General features: G+C 57.8%; 5 protein-coding genes. 2 read left to right on the top strand and 3 right to left on the bottom strand.

Translation table 11 applies throughout. From position 1 onward, the window contains the following. Positions 1-204 precede the first annotated feature (204 nt). Together ACYX4K_RS11120 and ACYX4K_RS11115 are read left to right on the top strand one after the other, a co-directional pair. Positions 205-14187 (top strand): isopeptide-forming domain-containing fimbrial protein, encoded by a 13983-nt coding sequence (locus ACYX4K_RS11120; RefSeq protein WP_475092061.1) that lies wholly within the window; start codon positions 205-207, stop codon positions 14185-14187. Continuing rightward, positions 14187-19319, top strand: a complete 5133-nt coding sequence (locus tag ACYX4K_RS11115; protein ID WP_475092062.1) for an OmpA family protein — start codon at positions 14187-14189, stop codon at positions 19317-19319. The genes ACYX4K_RS11120 and ACYX4K_RS11115 overlap by 1 nt, the downstream gene beginning before the upstream one ends. A 67-nt stretch (positions 19320-19386) precedes the next feature. Here ACYX4K_RS11115 and ACYX4K_RS11110 read toward each other — a convergent pair whose 3' ends face one another. The 3 genes from ACYX4K_RS11110 to ACYX4K_RS11100 form a co-directional block, all read right to left on the bottom strand. Beyond that, on the bottom strand, positions 19387-20577 hold the full coding sequence (locus ACYX4K_RS11110; protein WP_475092063.1) for a PepSY-associated TM helix domain-containing protein: 1191 nt from the start codon (positions 20575-20577) through the stop codon (positions 19387-19389). 91 nt (positions 20578-20668) lie between these two features. After that, positions 20669-22381, bottom strand: a complete 1713-nt coding sequence (locus tag ACYX4K_RS11105) for a TonB-dependent receptor domain-containing protein (protein WP_475092064.1) — start codon at positions 22379-22381, stop codon at positions 20669-20671. Positions 22382-22406: 25 nt separating this feature from the next. After that, positions 22407-22769, bottom strand: coding sequence for a TonB-dependent receptor plug domain-containing protein (locus ACYX4K_RS11100; protein ID WP_475092065.1), 363 nt, complete (start codon positions 22767-22769; stop codon positions 22407-22409). Positions 22770-22807: the final 38 nt, after the last annotated feature.

Genomic DNA, 22807 nt, shown 5'->3' with positions numbered 1-22807 from the left:
GTGAACACTTAAGAATCTACCTCAACTTTTCCCGAGAACTACTTGGCAAATCGGGAAAAACGTCCCAGTACCGCGCAGCAATTTTGACTTGCTTCACGGTGCTGATCCCTCCCTTCCAATAAAGTTCCGCGACCGGCTCCTTCCCCGGTGCTGTCGCCTGTGCGGCAGTTGGCAAAAAATAAAACTGACTGGCAGCGGAAAGCAATGAAGTCTGAAGTAACAGGGCGAAACACTTTCAAAAATGCAATTGCGGCACTGGGGCAATCCGTGCGGCTGTGGCTGTCAGTTTTGCTGCTGGCTTCGATATCCGGAGAGGTGTGGGCGGCGCCGACTAGCTATTGTGTGGCCAACCCCAGTGCAGACGCGCAGCTGGTAAATATCCAGCGAGGAAGGGACAACACTTACTGTGATCTCTGTGGTTACGGGTTTATCGAGGTGGATATCACCAACCCGTACCGTGCTGGCGGGGATGACTTTGCGTACAACACATCCGGACTGCAGCAAACTCGGGAGGAAGAGCAAAGAGGATCCTGGTTTGATCGCGAGTATCGCCGCCGCTCCGGTAACTATTACACCTATTCCAGTAACGGGGATTACGGCTCTGCCAACCCCAATATGAACTTTGACAACAGCAATGGTCTGGTTGTCCGCATTCCAGTCGATGCCGGTATACGACTGTATACCGGGGTCAATGTCACGGTTACTGGGGCGGTAAGCAGCGGTAATGTTGGCAGCGTGAGCGAATCTCAGAACGGGGGTAACTGGGAGATCCGGATCGGTGGGCTGCCCACCCTGCCAGATGGCAATAGCCCGACTACCATGACGGTGCTTATCCCCATCCATCGCCCTCTCGTAGATGATGATGGGCCTGAACAGCTGGATGATGAAGGGAATTTCATCGGCGGTGTTACCGCCGAACTGAACTATGTAACCACGGATAGCTGTACCTCGGGTGGGCAGGCGAAGCGCGCTCCGACAAATAGCGGTAGTTGCCCGATAAACTGGGGTAGTGGTTGGACTGACTGGGAGCGCCCGGCACCCGCATATCCGGCCTACCCGGGAACGGCTATCGACTGTACTCCTGAAACTCCGGACGAAATCAGCAACTTCAACCGCGATCTGACCAGCACCGACCGGATCTATATCAACAAGCCATTCGTGCAGGTTGACAAGCAGGGCTGGAACTACGACGCCGGCCAGCGTGAGAACACCCGCAGCGACACCGTTTATGGCCACAGCGATGACGATATCGTGTGGCGCCTCAATATCACCAATAACGGCACCAATGCCCGTGCGCCTTTACAGGACCTGCGTATCGACGACGTGCTTTCTCGGAGTAATGTCGCCAATGTTCACTACGTCTGCCCCAGTGCCTCGGAAGCGAACGCCGTTGCGGCCAATAACGGTGTGCCGAGCGGCCCCACAAACTGTATTGCCACCGATAACCTGACCGGTAGCGTGCTGGACAATTGGGATGTGGCACCGCCATTTGGCGAAGGTGACGATATTCCTTCGCCCTATGCAGGAACCGTAGAGGCGGAAACACCGGGGTCGTCCAGTGGCACCATCGATATCGCCGAAGACGACTCAATCAACCTTTATCTGGTTGGCAAATTGCAGGGGGATGCGTCCTGTGTAGGCGGCGCGCCGCTGATCAACAGTCTGGAAAATGTGCAGTTCGGCTGTGCGGTTCAGACGCCACCGGGCGGCATCGACCCCGGTCTGGGTGAGGAAACCTCGGAGCTCCGTTTCTGGTATGGCCAGGGCTCCGTTGCCGGTGGCGCAACCGCGCTGGAAGTGGAGCGCACGCTTACCGGTATCGACGGCAGTGCCACGGTGGGTATGCGTGGCCTGATGACCATCACCCTGTCCAACCAGAGTGGTGGTACCGTTTGGTTTGACAATGGCATGGCCTATCATATTCGCGATCAGCTGCCGGAAGGCTACGTACTGGACCCGAGTTATGCGCCGCAATTACTCCGTCCCACAGGGAATAACGGTTATACGCAGGGTTCACTGTACGGACAGTATGACGGCCGGGTGGATAGCCTGGAGTGGGTCAACCCGGCAAACGGTGTTGATACGGTTGATACCGGTAATCATACCGACTATCTGTTGAATACCGCCCCGGAATTCAAACTGTCTAGCTCGACCCAGTATACGGAGAGCAATCCTGCCGGTGACTATAACGGCGGTAAAACCTATCGCGATCTGATGCGTCATGGTGATGTGGTGGTTATCCGCTTTGCCATTGTTCACAAAGACCCCCAGCACTTCGACCGCGCAGCCGATCTGGATGTGGTTCCCGAGAGCCCCAGCGTGGATCTGTTTCAGCGGCCGGAACCCACCGATCCGCCCGCACTTTCCTCAAGCCTGCAGAATAATCTGGAGGTGGAGTTCAAAACCCTGTGCAACTCCCAGGGGGTTCAGGAATACAACCTAACCGGCAACGGTGTCAGCAGCAGCCCGGCGGATAACACCGCCGGCACAAACATTGTGTTCAACCCCGAAGACATCGATGTCGAAATTCTCGACCAGTCATTTATTGTTACCAATGACCCGGACCAGACCACACCGCTGCGCGTGCGTGCCACCAACAATGGCGGTGTAGACGCCCGTGATGCCAGTGTGTTTATCAGTTTTGGTCCCACTCTCGAAGTGGTGACCGTGGATGAGCAAAATGGCAACTGGCAGTGCGACATCACAAGCGTAACCGGCTCGCCGGTGCCGCAGCCCAATCCTTATAAAACCTGGGTGGTGAACCCGCCTGGGGATCCAAGTCAGTTGCATTTGCCTCTGACCACGACCGGCACGGTTTACCGCTGCTACGCGAACCACGGCAACCCGCTCAATCGCGTGCTTGCGACGGGTGCCGGAAATGCGGTCGAATTCCACTTCGAGGTGCGTAAATCTTCAGATCCAGCGCGAGTCCTGGAAGACGATGTCACCTTCCGTGTGGACGCCATTGGTGAAATCTGGACGGTAGCCAGCCTGGATCTGGCCAATCCTACCGTAAGCATGAGCAACTCCGGAGGCAACACCAATAATCGGGTTGTTCAGAGCTATACAACCACCAATACACCAACGGCAATCAACAATGATCAGCCGCTGTGGTTCCCGCAACCGGGCAATGCCAGCCAAAACAATGCGCGCAGCGACGGCGAGGTAGATCGTGGCAACCTGTATTCCCTCGATGCAAACTGGTCCCGTGGTATTGGCTTTAACCTGCTAAAAGATCAGGTAGCCTGGAGTACCACTGGCGGTGATATTTCTGCTCTCAATGGCGTGATCCCCACACTGGGGGAGTGTAACGAGGCCAGCCCTGCGACACGCAATGCGGCATTGCCGGATAGTGCCATGTCCGACGGTTACCCCAATTTTGCGCGTAAACAGCGGGAGCTGGTGCAGGTCGGTGAGGAATGTACCAACCGGATCCAGACCGGTGGCTGGTTTGGCTTCAAATCCCGCGGTTTCTCATTTATTGGTGTGAGCAATGTCGCGGTACAGGATGAGGTGGAAGATGGTCTCGCCTATGTTTCCAATACCGAGCCTCAAACCGGCCTGCAGATCGCCGGTGCAACCTCGACACCCAACCAGCCCAGCAAAGGCCCGCTAGACGAAGGGCTCTTTGGTTGGTTCTTCAGCGGTAACCAGCCGGGTAGTGACGGGCGTAATGATTACATCACCACCATCGACCAGTGGTTCCACGTCAACGCCACTACTCGGGTACAAAACAAAGCGATTAATGACCGCAACGCGCCCAATGTGCAGGGCGCGGATCGCAATAACATCCTGAATTCCAGCTTCGAGGCGGCCTACCACAATGAGAATACTGGTGAGGACGAGTACTTCGACTTTGGCAGCAATATCGTAGGTTACCCTTGGGAGCGTATTCGCCGCGTTGATGTTGTGGTGACCGAGCCCGAAATCACTCCAACAAAAACCTACTGTGAAGTGGGTAGCTTTAATTCCTCCACCGGCGACTGTTCCGGCGGCTGGCAACAAAACCTGACGGGTGCAGATACTTCGCGGGATTATGTTGTGCGCCTGCGGCTCGTCAATGCCAATGAAACCAGTGGCGAGCCGAACGCTCCGGCCTACGACTTTGTGGTAACCGATACCGTGCCGGACTTGCTGGTTGTAGTTGACCCCGCCAGTGACGGAATTGACAACGACGGCGACGGACTGATCGATGAAGACGGCGAGCACCTGAGCCTGATCGAGAACACACCCAATGATGGCGTGGACGCGACGTTGGTGTTCTCCCACTCACACAGTGACAGCGGCGCACCACTGGGCAGCGCGGCCAATAATGGCCTTCGCCGACTGAACGGCGGCACCGGTAGCGCGGAAGATGATCGCAGCGTAAACCTTTATTACCGGGTCAACCCGGATGAGCGCATTGCGCCTAACCAGACGCTGCAAAGTGGCTACCTGATCGACTACGATACCCTCGAAGGCGGCGATGCAAGCGATCGCAATGAATTTGGTAACCAGACCGTAGAGCTGCGTGGAAATGGTGATGTAGGCGGTGCCCGGGTGTACGCCGCCGGCCCTGCCGACGCGTCGATTACCTTTATTACGCCGGCGGTTGAGCCCAAAGAAATTACTGCGCTGTCCGAGACTACCCTCGGTGAAATGATTGGCGGTTATCAGGCTGTCAAAATCGGTGAGGAAATTGAATATACCCTGACCGGTCAGCTGCCATATCAGCAGTTGCGTGGACTGGTGGTAAGTGACACCTTGCCGAACGGCCTTACCTGTGTAGATGCCCCTGCAATCGATCTGAACGCACCGCCCTATGCTGCGGCGGGCTTCCGCCGTCCGGATCTCAGCCCGGTGCCGATTATTACCCCGGTGTGCAGCGGCACCCAGGTGTCCTGGGATTTCGGCGATGTCACCCTGACCACACCGGGTTCCGAGTCACTGTTCAGTTTCCCGGTCAGCTTTATTGCCCGTGTGGATAACATTCCCTCCAACAATAATGGCGAAGGCACTAGTGGTACCGTGCTGGAAAATGGCAGCGGTGATTCCGCCTACCTGCGCTACGCCGATGCCATGGGTAACGAGACCGAACTCAGCTTTGGCAGCGTGGCGGTACGGGTAACCGAGCCGGCGCTGGTACTGGATAAAAGCTGGACCGACCCTCGGGATGCCGGTGACGAAGTGACCGTCACACTGAACGCAACCAATAGTGGTTCCGCCGCGCTTTACAACCTGCGCATTCTGGAAGATCTTGTCGACAGCGAGATGACCTTTATTGCCGGCAGCGTGACCGGCTCCGATCCTCCCCTGGTGGATACCGATGCATTCGGAGAGAACCAGCCGGTATTTGTGTGGGAGCCTGAAAATCCGCTGCTTCCCGGTGAGTCCCGTGAATTTACCTTCCAGGTACGGGTGGACGACAGTGCGCAACCCCAACAGCAGCTGGAGAATACAGCGCATGCCGCCTGGACGTCGCTGCCCACACGCAGTACCGCACTGAACCCCATTGATCAGAACAGTGGCTCGGCGCGTACCGGCCAGATCGGTGCCAATGGTGCAGCGGACGGTATGCGGATTGGTGAGCTGCCGCTGGAAACCGGCGCGGACGCGGTGAATGATTACCGCGTTGACAGTAATCAGGTCACTGCCGATCTCGACCCTGTTGTTATGAATAAACAGGATCTGACACCTGGCGTATTGCCGGAGATCGGTGCGCACAAGCAGTTCCAGATTACCGTCGACCTGCCGGAAGGCACCACCCACGACCTGCAAATCCGCGATCTGCTGAATAGCGGCAGTGCCAGCTATGTGCTGACCCGCGATGCCAATTACGATGTGAGTTACACCTTCATCGGAATTGTCAGTATCGATGGCAATACGGCGGTGGGCGAGAGTGCGTTCCGCGCAGCGGCGCCGGTGGATGGTGCCAGCGGCCAAGTCTTGTGGGATATCGGTACCGTGCTTACCGAATCGGAAAGTGATTTGCCATCCGCAGGCGCGATCAATCCGCAAATCGTCATCACCTACTATGCGCGGATCAATAACGACACTACTACCGGTACCGATAGTGGAGAAGGAAATAGCCTGCAAAACGGTGCAGAACTGCGCTACCAGCACGGCGAATCTCTTACCACGGTCATAGAGACTGCGGATACACCGGCGATCACCGTGACAGAATCGGCGCTCGGTGCCACCAAAGACGTAACCCAGATTACCCCGGGGCAGCTGACCCGCGGCGCGGTGCTGGAGTACGTGGTAACGCTCACCAACAATGGTAATGCCACCGCCTATGACCTGAACCTGGTAGACAGCTTGCCGGAGCAGTTGGAATGGGACGATAGCTTTACTCCCACCGTTACCATCGGCGGCAGCCCTGTGGGTGGATTTGAAGCAACGCCGGATACCAGCACCGAAAATACGCTGGTCTGGGGGCGCGGCAACAGCGACGGTTCTCTCGATCTGCCTGCCGGCCAACAACTTGTGCTGACTTATCGGGCCAGGGTGGCTGCCAATGGTGGTCCCTTTACCAACGAGATTACGGCCGACTGGACCTCCCTGCAGGACGACGTTGCGTCCAACAGTGACTACGAGCGTACCGGTGCAGACTGCCCGGCGGCGCCAAACGACTATTGCGTCAGCGCCAGCGAAACCACCGATGCTGCCGCGGAAGACAATACCGCGCTGCTTAAGGCGTTTGAGTCCGACAGTTGGGTACTGCATGGCAGTGATGCGAGCGATGCCCAGCTTCGCGTGGGCGATACCGTGGACTATCGCCTGACACTGACACTGAACGAGAGCATCACGGCCAACGTTGCCATTGCCGATACGCTGCCCGTTGGGTTGGAGTTTGTCGAATTAATCAGTGTCAACGGACAGACCAGCGCGCCGTTTGAAAATACCGGCGCTTTCACTCACGACCCGCTTGTAACCAATCTGACCGGTGACGCGAGCGCGGGCCAGGTATTGAACCTGGCGCTCGGTGACGTGGACGCCGTCGATGGCGATGACGGCAATAACGATTTCGCTATTGTGTATCGTGCACGTGTGGTGACCGATGTTTTAGCGCATCAGGATGTACTCGGTCCCCTGAACAACCAGGCGGAGCTGAGTTTCGATGCCTACGATGGCTCTAAGGTAACGCTGCCTGCGGCAACTGCCTCGATTGCGGTACACCAACCGGTGCTGAGTTCTCTGCTCAAAACCGACACCCTGAGTGGGCGCGCCGGCAGTGGTACCCAGGTCGATCCCTATCTGGTCGTACTGGCGGCAGACACCATGCAGTTCCAGCTGCAGTCTTGTAACCAGGGCGATGCCCCGGCCTACAACGTCCAGCTTACCGACACCCTGGCTCCGCAACTGGATGAGACGGCTTTGTCGGATGCCAGTGTCTTTACCGTGGCGATCGATGGTACGGCCACCAGTGAGTTCACCTTTAGCGGACAACCGGCTGTCGGTGGCAGCTTTACGCTCACCCTGAACGATGATGAACCGCTGCTGCCGGATCAGTGCCTGACGGTGGACTACACCATCGGTTTCCATGCGGATATCGGCACCAGCGAGTTGTTTAACAACAGTGCCAGTGTCGATAGCTACTGGTCGCTACCGGCAGAAAACGGCCAGCAATATACCGACGACACCGTTGCGTCTGTGTGGATGCAGAATCCCAGCAACGCGATGCCGCCGGAAAAAGTGCTGGTCAGTGCCCCCACCGCCACCATCGGTGAAGAGGTGCGCTATCGCATCACCATCCCGGAAGACAATATCGCCCGCACGGACGTCACTCTGACGGATTCGTTGGCACCTCAGTTCGAGTTTGTCGGGGCCACACTGAGTATCAACGGCGGTAGCGCCAGCGACCTGCTGAACGGTGGCGACGATTCTGACCTGAGCTTCGATCTCGGAACACTGCAGGCTGGTCAGACCGCGCAGATTGAACTTGTGCTGCGTGTGACCAACAGCGCCGACAGTAATGCCGGGGATAGTGTGATCAACCAGGCCAGCTACAGCACTGGTGGGGTTACCTACACCAGTGCGGCCACGGATCCACTGACGATTGTTGAACCACAGCTTGCACTGGAAAAAGAAGTGCTGTCTGCACCGGCAGATATCACCGCGGGTACGGTACTCGATTACCGCCTGACAATGACCGAGGCCGGCAGTGCGAACTCCTCAGCGGCCTACGATCTGGTGGTTACCGATGTACTGGACCCCGGGCTTGAATATGTTGCGGGCTCGGCGAGTGCGGGAGAGCCAGTGGTCAGTGGCGATGCCACCAGTGGTTTTACACTGCAGTGGAACCTGGCCAGCGTCGCAGTAGGCGATAGCTTGAACCTGGAATATCAGGCGGTAGTGGGGGACGACGCCCGCCCCGGTCAGGTGCTGAACAACGATGCGGAAGTGCGCTGGACCAGTGTGTCCGGTGATTCCGATTGGGAACGCGACGGTAGTGAAACCCCGGTGTTTAACGACTATCTCGACAGTGCCAGTGCGGCAGTGACTCTCGCTGACAACACCAGCCTGGAAAAACACCTGCTCAGCGATACGTTTGATGGAACCGGCAGTATTCGTGTCGGTGATCGCGCTCGCTTCACAGTCACGGCGACCCTGCAGAAGGGTACCTATCCGGGTGTTGTCATCACCGATACTCTGCCGACTGGGCTGGTATTTGAAAGCGTGATCAGTGCGGATTTCTTCGGAACGGATGAAACCGCTTCGGTGGCGAGTGCGACGACGGTGAATGGTGCCGACGTTGTGTTTAACCTGGGTGATGTGACCAACCCCGCGAGTGCGGCCAGTGACACCCTGCAGATCGTCTACGAAGTACGCGTGCAAAACGGCAGTGTACTGGCGCAATTACCCAGCAGGCAGGCACTGGAGAACGCGGTCGCGCTGGATTACGCATTGCCGTCCGGTCCGGCCAGTACAATCAATGCGCAGGCGACGGTTGAAGCGGTACAGCCGCTACTCGCAATCAGTCGCGTAGAGGTCACCACCGCGATCGGTGGCGATACGGAAATCACCGTGGGTGAGGAAGCGACCTTCACCGTTGAGGTCACCAACAATGGTGAGGCGCCCGCGTACGACCTACAGATTCGAGATCTATTGCCAGAGGGGCTGCGAAACGGCGGTGGTGTGACCACGCAAAGTATCGAGCTTCTCGGTAGTGGCAGCCTTCCGGTGCGCATGCCGGCCTTTGATGCGGCCACCGGCATTGCATTCTGGGATCTCGACGACAGTGATGTCTACACCATTCCGGTGGGCGAAACACTGCGCCTGGTGTACACGGTGACAGCGGATGACACCCTCGGTGCGGGTCTTTCGCTGGGTAACGGTGTGACCCTGCCGGTTTACTATTCCTTTGACAATAATACTGTACCGGCCAACGGTCTCGCCGAGGAGCGTCAGGACTATCGTCTCGATGAGGCGGTAAGCGTGGTGCTGACGAGCCCGTTACCGGCTGCACTGGATAAAAACATTACCCAGCCGGAAGCGACGATTGGCGAGCAATTTGCGTATCGCATCACCGTGCCCGCGACGCCCGCCGACACTGCCCTCTACGGGGTGCAGATCACCGATGATCTGACGGCCTCCGCCGCGGACTTGCGGTTTATTGCGGTGAATAAAATCAGCGGCTCCGGCAGCTGGACACCGGAAAATATCGGCAGCGAAACCGAGCTGGAAATCGTCGATAGCGTTGATGGTATCGATATCCCGGCCGGCGAGCAGATCGAGCTGGAACTGATTGTCGAAGTGCTCGACAGCGAAACCAATGTCGCTGGTCTGGCATTTACCAACACCGCCAGTTACCGATTCAGCACCTTTGATGGTGACCCTGCATTGCTCGCGGATACCTCTCCGGAGATGACTCTGGTTGAGCCGCAGCTCACTCTGGAAAAATCGGGTCCGGAAATTCTGCATGCAGGTATTGCCGGAGAATTTATTCTCAGCATTAACAATGTAGGTGACAGCGCCGCCTGGGATACCACGGTTGTCGACCTGTTGCCGGATGTAGAGCAGGGCGGTATGTGTGCCCAGCCGCCGGAAGTGGACGCAATCCAGATATTCGATGCGGACACCGATACCCTGGTACGTGCGTTAACGGCGGATACCGATTTCCAGTCCGTGTTTGAGGATTGCACCCTCACGATTACTACGACGGGTGTCGCCATCGAGCCGAGCCAGCGCATGCTGATCGAGTATCGTGCGTGGCTGGATGAGGACACTGCGGGGGATCAGACTCTGGTGAACGTGGCCGCAGCGCAGTGGTTCAGCCAGGGCGATGATCGTGAGAATCGTCGAACCTACGGTGCACTGCCCACCGACGGTACGCCGGATGTGCTCGACCATGAAGATGCGCACGCGCTGGTGACTCAGAGTGCAACGCTGAAGATGCTGAAAGAGGTCGCCAATATCACCACCGGCGAGGCGCCCGCTGAGAAAGCAAGCCCGGGGGACACCCTGCGCTATACCATCACCGTCAGCAATGTCAGCGAGATTCCTCTGGCAGAATTTGCCATTGAAGATGCGCTCGGCACTCTTAATACGCAGATGGTGTTTGCCCCGGGTACCCTGACGGTCATCGATGTTCCGGTAGATGCCGTGGATAACAGCGATGCGACCGGCGGCGATGCAGCCAGTGGCTTGCTGCGTATCGATGGAATCAGCCTGGCTCAACAGGGAGAGACCGGTGACAGTGTTCGCGTAACTTTCGAGGTACAGTTGGCGAATGTGATCGACAGTGGCACCGCGGTTCTGAACCAGTCCCGGGTGTTGGCTTACGGCCAGCAGCTGGCGGTGAGTGATGACCCGAATATCGATGGCGAGGCCGACCCGGAAGCACCGGGCGCTGAAAATCCAACTCAGGTCATTATCGAATCCGCTCCTGTCTTCAAGGTAGAGAAAATTTCCGAAGACATGACCGGCGAACCGGACAGCCTGGTGCCGGGTGACACACTGCGTTACACCCTGCGGGTAGAAAATATCGGCAACGAAAACATGGTGGAGGCGACCCTGCGCGATCAGGTGCCTGCCAACACCACCTACGTTGCCGGATCTACCACTCTGAACGGTGCTGCCCTGGAAGACATCGATGGCAGCACGCCACTGGCGCAGACACTGATCATCCAGTCTCCCGGTGCGGAAGTCGGTCAGCTGTTGGCCGATCCGGCGGCGTCTGGTGCCCAGGCGGCATTGATCACCTTTGATGTGATCATCAATGACGTCAACGATGGCACGGTGATTTCAAACCAGGGCTTTGCCAATGGTGCCGGTGCCGGCGTGAACGCCGATGGCGAAAATATGCCGCTGGACGAAAAGCCGTCCGACGACCCCGCCACCGAAGTCGCCGACGATCCGACCATCGATATCGTGGGTAATGTGCCGCTGATCCGCGCACAGAAAACCGTGGAGCTGGTGGTGGATAACATGACCGCCGGCATCGTCGATCCGGAAGATGTGCTGCGCTACACCATTATTGTCAGCAATATGGGTGGCAAGGATGCCACCGAGGCGCGCTTTGTGGATCTGGTGCCCGAGCACACCACCTATGTGGCTGGCAGTACCACGCTCAATGGTTTTGCTGTGGCCGATGACGGTGCCGATTCACCGCTGGTTTCCGGCATTGCCATCAGCACGGAAGACCTGACCCCGCCGTTGCCCGCGCAAGGTGAAGGTGTTCTGACCACCGCACAAACCGCCACCATCGTGTTTGATGTCATGGTCAATGCCGATACCGAACGCGGCACCATTATCAGTAACCAGGGCAACGTCTACAGCCTCGAACTGCCGCTGACACTGACCGATGCGGATGGCAACAGCAGCAATGGTGCCCAGCCCACCGAAGTGGTCGTTGGCGACGCCCAGCAGCTTTCCATTACCAAGGAAGTGGCGGTTGTTGGTGGTGGCGCGGCGGAGTCCGGCAAGGTGCTGGAATACATCGTCCGCGTTACCAACATCAGCGCCGTACCCGCGAGCCTGGTGAGTATCTACGACGATCTGCTGGTAGCCGGTGAGGGTGTGCTCACATACGTGGAAGACTCCGCACGCCTGAACGGCCAGCCCGATGGCGTGATGGTGGATGGCCCGCTGATTACCGTGGACTACAGCACCAATTACGGTGACCTGCAGCCTCAGGAAACCATCGCGCTTCGCTTTGAGGCCAAGCTGGGTGAAAACCTGGCTATGGGTTACCCGGTGGTGAACACCGCGCAGGTGAAGTGGAACGATCCCGCAATGTATAACGAAGCCACGGTGTCGATCGATATCGGTGGTACCCCGGGTATTGCAAACCTCTCCGGTTACCTCTGGCACGATGTGAACTTCAGTGAAGCGGCGGATGCGGAAGAACAGCTGCTGGTGAACTGGAGTGTGGAGCTGTACTTCAACAACGCCCTGCTCGAAACCGTGCAGAGTGATGACAAGGGGTACTTTGTCTTCGATGGCCTGGTGCCGAACATGGACGGCGCGGACATGGCCGGTGCCAGCTATGAGCTGCGCTACCTTGCGCCCAATGCGGTCGATACCACCGCTTCACTGGGTACCGCCAGCTCCGACTACACCAACGGCCCGCAGCAGATTAAAAACATCTATGTGGAGTCAGGGGCCAACCCGCAGAACCTGAATCTGCCGATTACGCCGAACGGTGTTGTTTACGATTCGGTACTGCGTGCACCGGTGAATGGTGCTCGCGTCCGACTGCTCGGCGCATCCAGTGGGCAACCGTTGCCGGATAGCTGTTTCGAGGATCCCAAGCAGCAGAATCAGGTCACCCTCACCGGTGGTTTCTACAAGTTCGATGTGAACTTCAGCAGTGCTGCCTGTGCGGTGAATGCGGACTACCTGATCGAAGTGGATGTGCCCAACGAGGACTACGTGTCCGGGCCGTCCCAGATCATTCCGCCGCAGACCGGCCTGGATACCGGCAGCTTCGATGTAGGGGCCTGTATCGGTAGCGCGACCGACGTGATTCCGGGTACTCCGGATCACTGTGAAGTGCAGTTGTCTGTGACGCCTCCATCGATTGATGCCGACGCGCGCAGCAGTGAAACGGACTACTACCTGCGGCTGAATCTGGACGACAGCAATCAGCCCGGTAGCAGCCAGTTGTTCAATAACCACATCGCACTGGATCCGCAGCTGGAAGGTGCCCTGGCACTGACCAAAACCGCAGCCATGTTGAATGTGACGCGCAGCCAGCTGGTGCCTTACACCATTACCTTCAACAACTCGCTGCCGGTACCGCTGACCGACCTGCAGTTGGTGGATTATTTCCCCGCTGGCTTCAAGTACGTTGCCGGCTCTGCAAACCTGGATGGGTTGCCGGTGGAGCCGCAGGTACACGGATTGCAGCTGCAGTGGCCGCATCTGCGCGCCGAGCCGGAGCAGACTCACACCCTGAAACTGCTGCTGGTAGTAGGTTCCGGTGTGGGTGAGGGGGAGTACGTCAACCGTGCACGGATGTTTAACGAACTGTCCGGCCAGCAAACCTCTGGTGAAGCGTCGGCCACCGTACGTGTGGTTCCGGACCCGACCTTTGACTGTACCGATGTCATTGGCAAGGTCTTCGATGACAAGAACCTGAACGGTTATCAGGATCAGGGTGAGGGCGGTGTGCCCGGTGCCCGGGTTGTGACTGCCAATGGTCTCAAGGCGACCGCCGATGCCCACGGGCGTTTCCACATTACCTGTGCGGCTGTACCGAACCCGGATCGCGGCTCCAACTTTGTGCTGAAGCTGGACGATCGCAGTCTGCCAAGCGGTTACCGCTTGACCACGGAAAACCCGCGGGTTCAGCGTGCCACTCGAGGCAAGATGCTGGAGTTCAACTTCGGCACCAGCCTGCACCGTGTGGTGCGCCTGGATCTGGCGGAAGCGGTGTTCGAGCCCGGTTCTACCGAGCTGCGTCCGCAATGGCGGTCCCGCACCGAGCTGTTGCTGGAGCGGCTGGAAGAAGCACCATCGCTGCTGCGCCTGTCGTACCTTGCGGAAAATGAAGATCCGGCACTGGTGGAAGCGCGACTGGAAACCATCAAGGCGCGTATTGCCGAAGATTGGGCAGCACTGGACTGCTGCTATCCGTTGAATATCGAAACCGAAATTTTCTGGCGCCGTGGTGCGCCGCCCGAGCGCGGCAATGTGCTGGACGGGTTCAAACGCAGTATTAACCGCATGATCGGAAGTGAAGATCAGGGAGGTGCCCGGTGATGTTCCGTCCTTCGCAGAAAAAAATGGCGGTCCTCGTTGCCGCACTGGTAAGCACCGTCGCCTACGCGCAAGAAGAAACCCAGGCTGACAGCGCCTGGTGGCACTTGATTCCGGGGCTCTCGCCGGAAGTGGAAAGCGCCGGTGAATACACGGAGAAACCGCTCGGTAGCAATACGGAAACTACCCTGATCCCGGCCGTAGGGCAGCTGTGGATGCAGGATGCGGAAACCTTTATTGCGCCGGAAGAAGCGGTTGTGGAAAACAACATTCTGCCCCCGCTCCTGTTCCGCGCAGTGGAAGATGAAATTGATCCCGATCTTGTAGAACAGCTGCGCGAGAAACTCGCGGAGCTGGAGTCGGCCCATGAAATGCAGCTGATCGTCGTCGGGCACACCGACAGCGGCCCGCTGAATGACGATGAGCTGGCGGAATACGCGGATAAAACCATATTCACCCAGGCGCGCGCGCAGTTGATTGCGGATTATCTGCAAACCGCGCTGGAGTTGCCCGATGAGGCCATCGTGGTGGAGGGGCGTGGAGACAGCGAGCCCCTGTCGGAAAATATCACCGAAAAAGGTCGCGAGCTGAACCGGCGGGTGGAGCTGGCGGTGCGCTATTTCGAACTGGATCAGCAGGCGCGGGATGCCCAGCGCCGCGCCGAGGCCCTGCAACTCAATCGCGTACAGGTCTGCCGCCAGGAAACCGTGTGTAAGCTGCGCTATACCGCGGGTTCCGACCAGCGCGCGCGCCTGAAAAATCTGGTTTCCCCCTTGCGGTTGCAGCCGGGGCAGGCGGATTTGCCGATGGCGTTTGTGCGGCGCATTCAGGAAGTGCGCAATACCCTGCAGGACAAGCCAAATCTCACCATTCATTTTGTCGGTCACACCGACGGCGGTGCACTGCCGGAAGGGCCGGCGGAGCTGTACGATGACCAGATGGCTCTGTCCCGCGCGGAAGCACGTCGGGTGGCGCTGGCCGTGGCGGACCAGTTGAATCTGCCGGGCTATATGGTGACCAGCAGTGGCAAGGGCTCGTCGCAGCCGATTGCAGCCAACGACACCGCCAAGGGGCGCTCACTGAATCACCGTGTAGAAGTGGAGTTCTGGTACGACGACCTGCTGGAGACTGCCGCCGACGGTGTGCAGGCCTGCCCGGAAGCGGCCAATGCAGAAACCATCACCATTGAGCACGAGTCCCCCACCGGTGAAGTGCCGCCGATTTTTCTGAATAGTGGTGAGCCGCAGATTACCAGCGCACAACTGGCGCAGATGCAGCGTCTGATGGACGAAGTGGCGAGCAAGCAAAATGTGCGCCTGAGTTTTGTCGGCTACAGCGACAACGAGCGTATGGAGCGGCGCGAGGCCATGGTCTATGGCGACGACGTGGGGCTGTCATCCGCGCGTGCGAAAAAAACCATGCAGCTGGTACAGGAAAAGCTCGGCCTCGAAGACGATCAGGTAGAGTTCGAGGGCCGCGGTTACGTGGAATCCAAAGACGTGGTACAGACCGGTTTTATCCACATGGACGGCGCCCGCGTGGAAGTGCAGGTGCTGTATGACGAGCTGGCGATTCTGGCGGAGCAGGACCGGCTGGAAATCGAGCGCTTGCAGCAGGAAGCGGTTGCCCACAACCCTTACGCGTTGAACCTGATGCGGATTACTGTGGACGGCGCGCCAGAGTACGACCCGCACAAAAATTCTGCCGACCTGCAGCGTTGTACCGATGTGGCACTGGACAATGCCAATATCCAGTTCCGCTTCGATAACCAGACCATGCAGCCCCGGCTGAATGTCACTGCCTTCCCGAATACCATCCGCTTCGCGGATGACCCGGAAACCGAGCTGGTGGAAAGCCGGGTCGCGTTCAAACGCTACACCAATTACCCGTCATTTATTACCCGCGCCGAAGTACGGATTTTCGAGGAGGCGCAATCTCTGCGCGACGAGCCGCTGGCCGTCGTCACCCTTGACCAGAATGGCGAGGGCGACTGGCAGGCAGACTTTGACAGCTTCCAGGCGCCACTGAAAAAACTGAAATATGTATTGCGGGTGTACGACTGGAAACAGCGCTTCGACGAAACCCGCCCACAGACCCTGTGGCTTGTGGATAACTTCGAGCCGCAATTACAGGAGACCACCACGGAGCAGGAGCTGCTGGTGGGCTACGGCGAAAATCGCCTGTCCGAGCAGAATATCCCGGTAAATGGCAACGCAGTGCTGGTGAACGGTGCGGATATTCCGACCAATCACAGCGTGTGGCTGGCGGGGCGCGAGATTCCGGTTAGTAGTAATGGCGAGTTTGTTGCCGAGGAAATTTTCGCCAAGGGTCTGCATACGGTAGAAGTGGCGGTGCTGGATGAGCAGGGCAACGGTGAGCTCTTCCTGCGGGACCTGGAGTTCAACCGCGACGACTGGTTCACCGTGGGCATTGCGGATCTCACCATCGCCCATGACGACACCAATGGCCCGGCCGCACTGGTGACCGGCGATCAGACCCACTACGACAACTCCGCGAGTTACGACGGCCGCCTGGCGTTTTATACCAGCGGCAGCTTTGGTGACGGCTGGCGCCTTTCCGCCAGTGCGGATACCGATGAAGGGCCAATCGACGAGCTGTTTACCAATTTTATGGAAAAGACGCCGGATGCCCTGTTCCGCCGTCTCGACAGTGATCTGTACTACCCGACCTTTGGCGATGATTCCACCGTGGTGGAAGATGCGCCCACTTCCGGCAAGTTCTATATCAAGCTGGAAAACTACGACGACTACGCCCTGTGGGGTAACTTCAAGGCATCCTACACCGATAACGAGCTGGCGCAGATCGACCGCGCCCTCTACGGGGCCAACTTCCACTTCGAAACCGATGACGTTACCGACTTTGGCGACAAGCGCTTTGAAGTGGATGCATTCAGTGCGGAACCCGGCACCATCGCTGGCCGCGATGAGTACCGGGGTACCGGTGGCTCCCTCTACTACCTGCGCCACCAGGATATTCTCACCGGTTCCGAGCGCCTGCGTGTGGAAGTGCGGGACAAAAACTCCGGCCTGGTGCTGGGGGTGAAAAACCTGACTCCGGTGATTGATTACGATGTGGACTACATACAGGGCCGCGTGCTGCTGAACCGTCCTCTGTCGGCCATTGCCAACGACAACCTGATCGTGCAGGACGGCTCCTATAACGGTAATCCTCAGTATCTGGTGGCCCGCTATGAATACACCCCGGGTTTTGATGACCTGGATACCCTCGCGGTGGGCGGTCGCGCCCAGTACTGGGCCGGTGACCATGTGCGCATCGGCGTCAGCGCCAGTCAGCAGGACGAGGAAGATAATGAGTCGTCCCTCAATGGTGTCGATCTGACCCTGCGTAAAACCGCCGGTACCTGGATGAAGGTGGAAGTGGCGGAGAGTCAGGGCAACACGCTGGAAAGCCTTTCTTCTCTCGATGGTGGTTACAGTTTCAATCAGGACAACCCCATCGATCCACAGGCCAAGGCCGGTGCAAACAAGGTTGAGGCTGCCGTCCAGATGGGCGACTTCTTTGACGGTGCGCGCGGTTCCATGTCGGTTTACGCCCAGCAGCGCGACGCGGGTTTCTCTGGCCCGGGCCAGCTGGCCACCCACGAAACCGAACAGTATGGTGCAACCATCAACCTGCCCATTGGCGAGCGCTTTGATGTGGGCCTTAAAACCGACACCAAGGAACAGCAGCAGGGGCTGCAGACGGAAGCCACCGATGTGGAGTTGGGGTATCGCCTGACTGATCGCTGGCGTATTGCCGCCGCGGCGCGGGCAGATTCTCGGGAAGACCTTTCATCGGTTGTACCGCTCACCCAAAAACAGGGTGAGCGAACTGATGTGGCGATCCAGGCCGGTTACGACTCCGGTGCAAACTGGAACGCCTTTGGTTTCGTGCAGCGCACCGCGGAAGTGTCCGGCAACCGCGATGAAAACAACCGCATCGGGTTTGGTGGCGCTTACCGTGTCAGCGACCGCCTGACGGTGGACAGCGAATTATCCGGTGGCGACACTGGCACCGCTGCGCGCCTGGGAACAGACTTCCTGGTTACCGACCGCACCAATCTCTATCTGAACTACACCCTGGATAACGAGCGCACCGATACCGGTGTGCGCGCGCGCAAGGGCAACCTGAACAGTGGCTTCCGCAGCCGCTTCTCCGATACCACCAGTATCTACGGCGAAGAGCGCTATACCCACGGTGATGTTTCCACCGGTCTTACCCACGCCCTTGGGGTGGACCTGGCGCCCAGTGATAAATGGAATTACGGCACTAGCTTGGAGGCGGGTACCCTTGAAGATCCGCGCACCGGTGCGGAAACCGAGCGCCGTGCCATGGGTGCAAGCATGGGCTTTAACGATGGTGAGCTGCGAGTGGCGAGCGCGGTGGAATACCGCGTGGATAACATGCAGACCCTGAACGGAGCGGGTACCGAGGACGATCCGCAAAGTGTGCTGGAAAACGAACGCAAGACCTGGCTGCTGAAAAACACTCTCAGCTACCAGATGAGCCCGGACTGGCGTTTAGTTGGCAAGCTCAACTATTCCGACAGCCAGAGTTCCGCGGGCCAGTTCTACGACGGTAAATTTACCGAGGGTGTGATGGGTTATGCCTACCGCCCGGTGGATAACGACCGCTGGAACACCCTGTTGAAATACACCTATTTCTACAATGTGCCCACCAATGATCAGGTACTGGTAACGTCAAGCAGCAATAGCAGCGCCATCGAGTTCGTGCAGAAGAGTCATATCTTCTCCGTGGATACCAACTACGACCTCACCCAGCGCTGGACTGTCGGTGCCAAGTACGCCTACCGCCTGGGGCAACTGAGTATGGAGCGGGAAGACCCCGAGTTCTTCGATAGTACTGCCCATCTCTATGTAGTGCGCGCGGACTGGCACTTCGTCAATCACTGGGACCTGCTGATCGAAGGCCGCCTGCTCGACCTGCCGGAAGCCGGCGACAGCCGCAGCGGCGCACTGCTCGCGCTGTACCGGCAAATGGGGCGTAACTTCAAGGCGGGTATCGGCTACAACTTTACTGACTTCTCCGACGATCTGACCGATCTGGATTACGACAGCCAGGGCGTGTTTATCAATATGGTGGGCAAGTTCTAAAGTCTCGTTACCGGCGAGTAACCCCCATCGAGTGGAATGATGGGGGTTTGCGAGGAATGTAAGGGGGTCACTTGGCTCCGGCTGTGATTCCCCTGGCGGGCTCTGTGATTGTGGTATTGGTAGTGCTTGCTCGTTGCTTTCGTTGAGCCTGCGTTTTCAAACGTCGCTTCTGCCACCAAAGGTACAGGCCGGTACCAAACAACAGTGCGGGTGCTAAACCTGCCAACAACACCAGCCAGCGCCCGACTATCCCCAGGGCATCCCCATTGTGCAGAGGGAACTGCCAGCGCAGGATTTTATTGCCGAGTGGTATCTCGGTAACCTTCTGAGTCAATAGCACTTCGCCGGTGTACTGGTCCAGCCGTGCAAAGCTGGCTCCGTAATTGGTCCAGGCTTCGCCTTCTGCACGGAAGGTCACGCCGTAGCTATCTTCACTATTGCGCGGCAGATAAATTCTTTTCAGCACCCCACCGGGGAAAACCCGTTCACCAATGGTTACCGCCTGATCCGGCGATATCGGTGTGCCAGATGCCACCCGTGAACCGGGCAGGGCGGGGCGGGGCTCCACCTTGAACAGGCTGCCGACGACCGCTTCTACTTGTGTTGGAAATACCAGCGCCACACCGGAAAAGCTGATCATCAACAGCAACGGCAAAAAATAAATGCCAAAGACCTTGTGGATATCAAAGTAAAACCGAAAGCGATTCCCGATGCGCGAAATGGAAAAAGCCCGCTTCCAGTCTCGTGTTCCGCTGCGTTTCTGTTTCGGCCACCAAAGTACAGCACCGGAAATACAGAACACCATCAGTAGCAGGCCCATAAAACCCACCACAGTTTTGCCATTTTTGCCTGCGAGCAGCGTGTAGTGCAGGCGGTACAGCCAGGTCATGGTGTATGCCGCGGTGCCCCAGCCACGCACAGCCAGTACTTCGGCGTCGGTGGGTGACACGCTGACCTCGATAGGGCCGGGTGCGCCTTCCGGTGTGGGAAAGCGTACAACGTGGGGGCTGCCTGGCTGGCGCTGGGTCATCAGGCGGGTGGGCTCGGGATTTCCGGGAACCGCGGCCTGCGCAGCCGCCAGTATTTCTGAATAACTGGCGGGGCGATCGCTCGGGTTGAAGGTTACCGTTTGCGGTGTGAGTGTTTCATCCAGCGCGTGGTCGAATACCAGCAGGCTGCCGGTGAGACCGATCAGTGACAGCAGCAGGCCCAGGGTGAGGCCGGCGTATTTGTGCAGGACGAAAAATGTTTTGCGCATGGAATAAAGTATTTATGGGTTCGCCAGCCAGCGGGCTCCTACGGAGTATTCTCTAATAGTGGCCTGCTGGCTGGCGAACATTCGTTATTTATTAAAATACCTTGGAGTAAGACAGATTCACGCTGCGCCCAATGCCCTTGAAGTTGCGGATGTCATTCCCCGCAGTTTGGGAGTAATAAGTGAAGTAGTCTTCGTTGGTCAGGTTCTGGATACCCAGTGCGAATTCGCCACCCAATGCTTGCAGCTGTGCGCTGGCATCAATGATGGTGTAGCCGTCGAATTCACGGGTGACGTCACCGGAGGCATTCTCAAAGTCACGATCCAACAGCCAGTTTGCTTGAATTCGTGTACTCAACACGTCGCTCCAGTTGCGTGCCCAGCTCAGATTGAAGCGGTTGGGAGCGATATTGCGGCCATCCAGATCCGTATCCACCTTGCCGTCGTCGTCAGAGTCGTAGCGGCCTTTGGTGTAGGCGTAGCGAGCTTCGAGGGTATCGGTGTCACTGAGGTACCACTGGCCGCGCAGTTCGAAACCGTCGATATCAGTCTTTTCCCGCTGCACGCTGTAGATACCGTCGTCGCCAAGCGCCAGGCGCTGGCCAATATCGGAATCGGATGAGTAGTAGGCGAGCTGGGCTGCGAATGGCTCACTGGTAAACTCCAGCCCCAATTCCTGGTTCTCCGTCAGTATCGGCTGCATGTCCAGAAAGCTCTCGACCGCAAGGCCCGGTTCGTTGATGCCGCGCAGAACCCGACCCACATCCGGCATGGAAAAGCCCTCGGAATAGTTTGCGTAAACTCGCAGGCCGTCGGTGAGTGCATAGGTCGCGCCAATATTTCCAAGTGTTTCGCTGAATTCAGGGTTGCCACCTTTGACGAACTGGCTGCCGTAGGAGGCGAGGGTTGTGAAATCATCAACCTGTAATTCGGAGATCTCATGGCGTACGCCGGCAGTAACCGTCAGGTTGTCGATACCGCTGAATTCCGCCTGAGCATAGGGCGCGATATTTTTATACTGGGTGGGCGGAACCCAGGCGCGACTGGTCAGAATCAGTTGCTGCCAGGTTTCGTCTTCCAGCAGATCCACACCATAGGCGAGGCTTACCGGGGCGCCGGCGATCTGGTCTTTGATCAGTGTCAGCTTGAGACCGCGTTTTTCTGAATTGTTCTGGGACTGGTCAAAAAGATCCGGCCCGTAAGTTTCCACATCCTGAAACGTGCCGCTGTTGGTAGCGCCATAGGTTCCGGCAAAATCCTGGGAAAATACCTGGGCGCGCAACTTCTGCCCGAAGAAATCTTCGTTACTGTATTGCAAATTTATCGTGGTAACTTCATTGGAGGGGGACTTTCCTGGTACTTCACCTTTTACCGCTGTGGTGGGAATACCGGCGTCAATATCGCCGTCCACGCTTAGCCAATTGTTATTCCCTTCCACCAGAAAGTGGTTGATGGTCAGCTGCACCCGTTGGCTATCCCAGCTGTAACCAGCCTTGATAAACGCATTGGTGGTTTCACTGTCCATAGTGTCGCCCTGGGTATTGTCGAAGCCGACAATGTCCCCGTTGGCATCGTAGCCGATACCACTATTGCGGTAGGTCATACTGGCCAGCACGTCCACATCGCTTAATTTGCCTGAAAGGCTGTAGCTGCCGTTGTAGCCCAGAGTGTCGTCAAGCTCTTCGGTCTGAAAAGCTGACTCCACTCGTACACTCTGTTGAAACTCGTCGCTCGGGGTGCGGGTGATCAGGTTGATGTTACCGCCAGAGGCACCCATGCCATGGATGGCATTGGCACCGTGAATCACTTCGACCCGTTCCAGAACCAGTGGATCAATCGTGTGACCGTCGCGGCCGCGGGTTGGACTGCGGGACGCCGTCGATCAAATAAAGCGGTTTGCGGCCGCGCAGACTCTCACCAGAGCTCGTCATTTTCTGACGGCTGGGAGAAAAACTCGGAATAAGATTGCCCAGAATGGTCGACAGGTCACTGGTGGCGGCCATCTGATTCGCCAGCTCCTGCTGGTCGATCAGGGTGACGGTATTGGGGATGGCGCTCAGGGGCTTTTCGGTGCGGCTGGCGGTGACCACCACTTCTTCTTCGATCTGGGAATTGCTTTCCGCGGCAATGGCGGCAATGGAAAGTGTGCTGGTGGCGGCAATGGCCAGGGCAAGGGTGGTGCGAGTCCCGCGCATATTTGGGTTCCTACTATAGAAGTGGGTCGAAAGTGGCG

The organism is Microbulbifer sp. ABF4_107 (genome assembly GCF_056312215.1).
The sequence above is the reverse complement of the archived record's forward strand: the minus strand, read 5'-3'. Positions and strand labels throughout refer to the sequence as shown.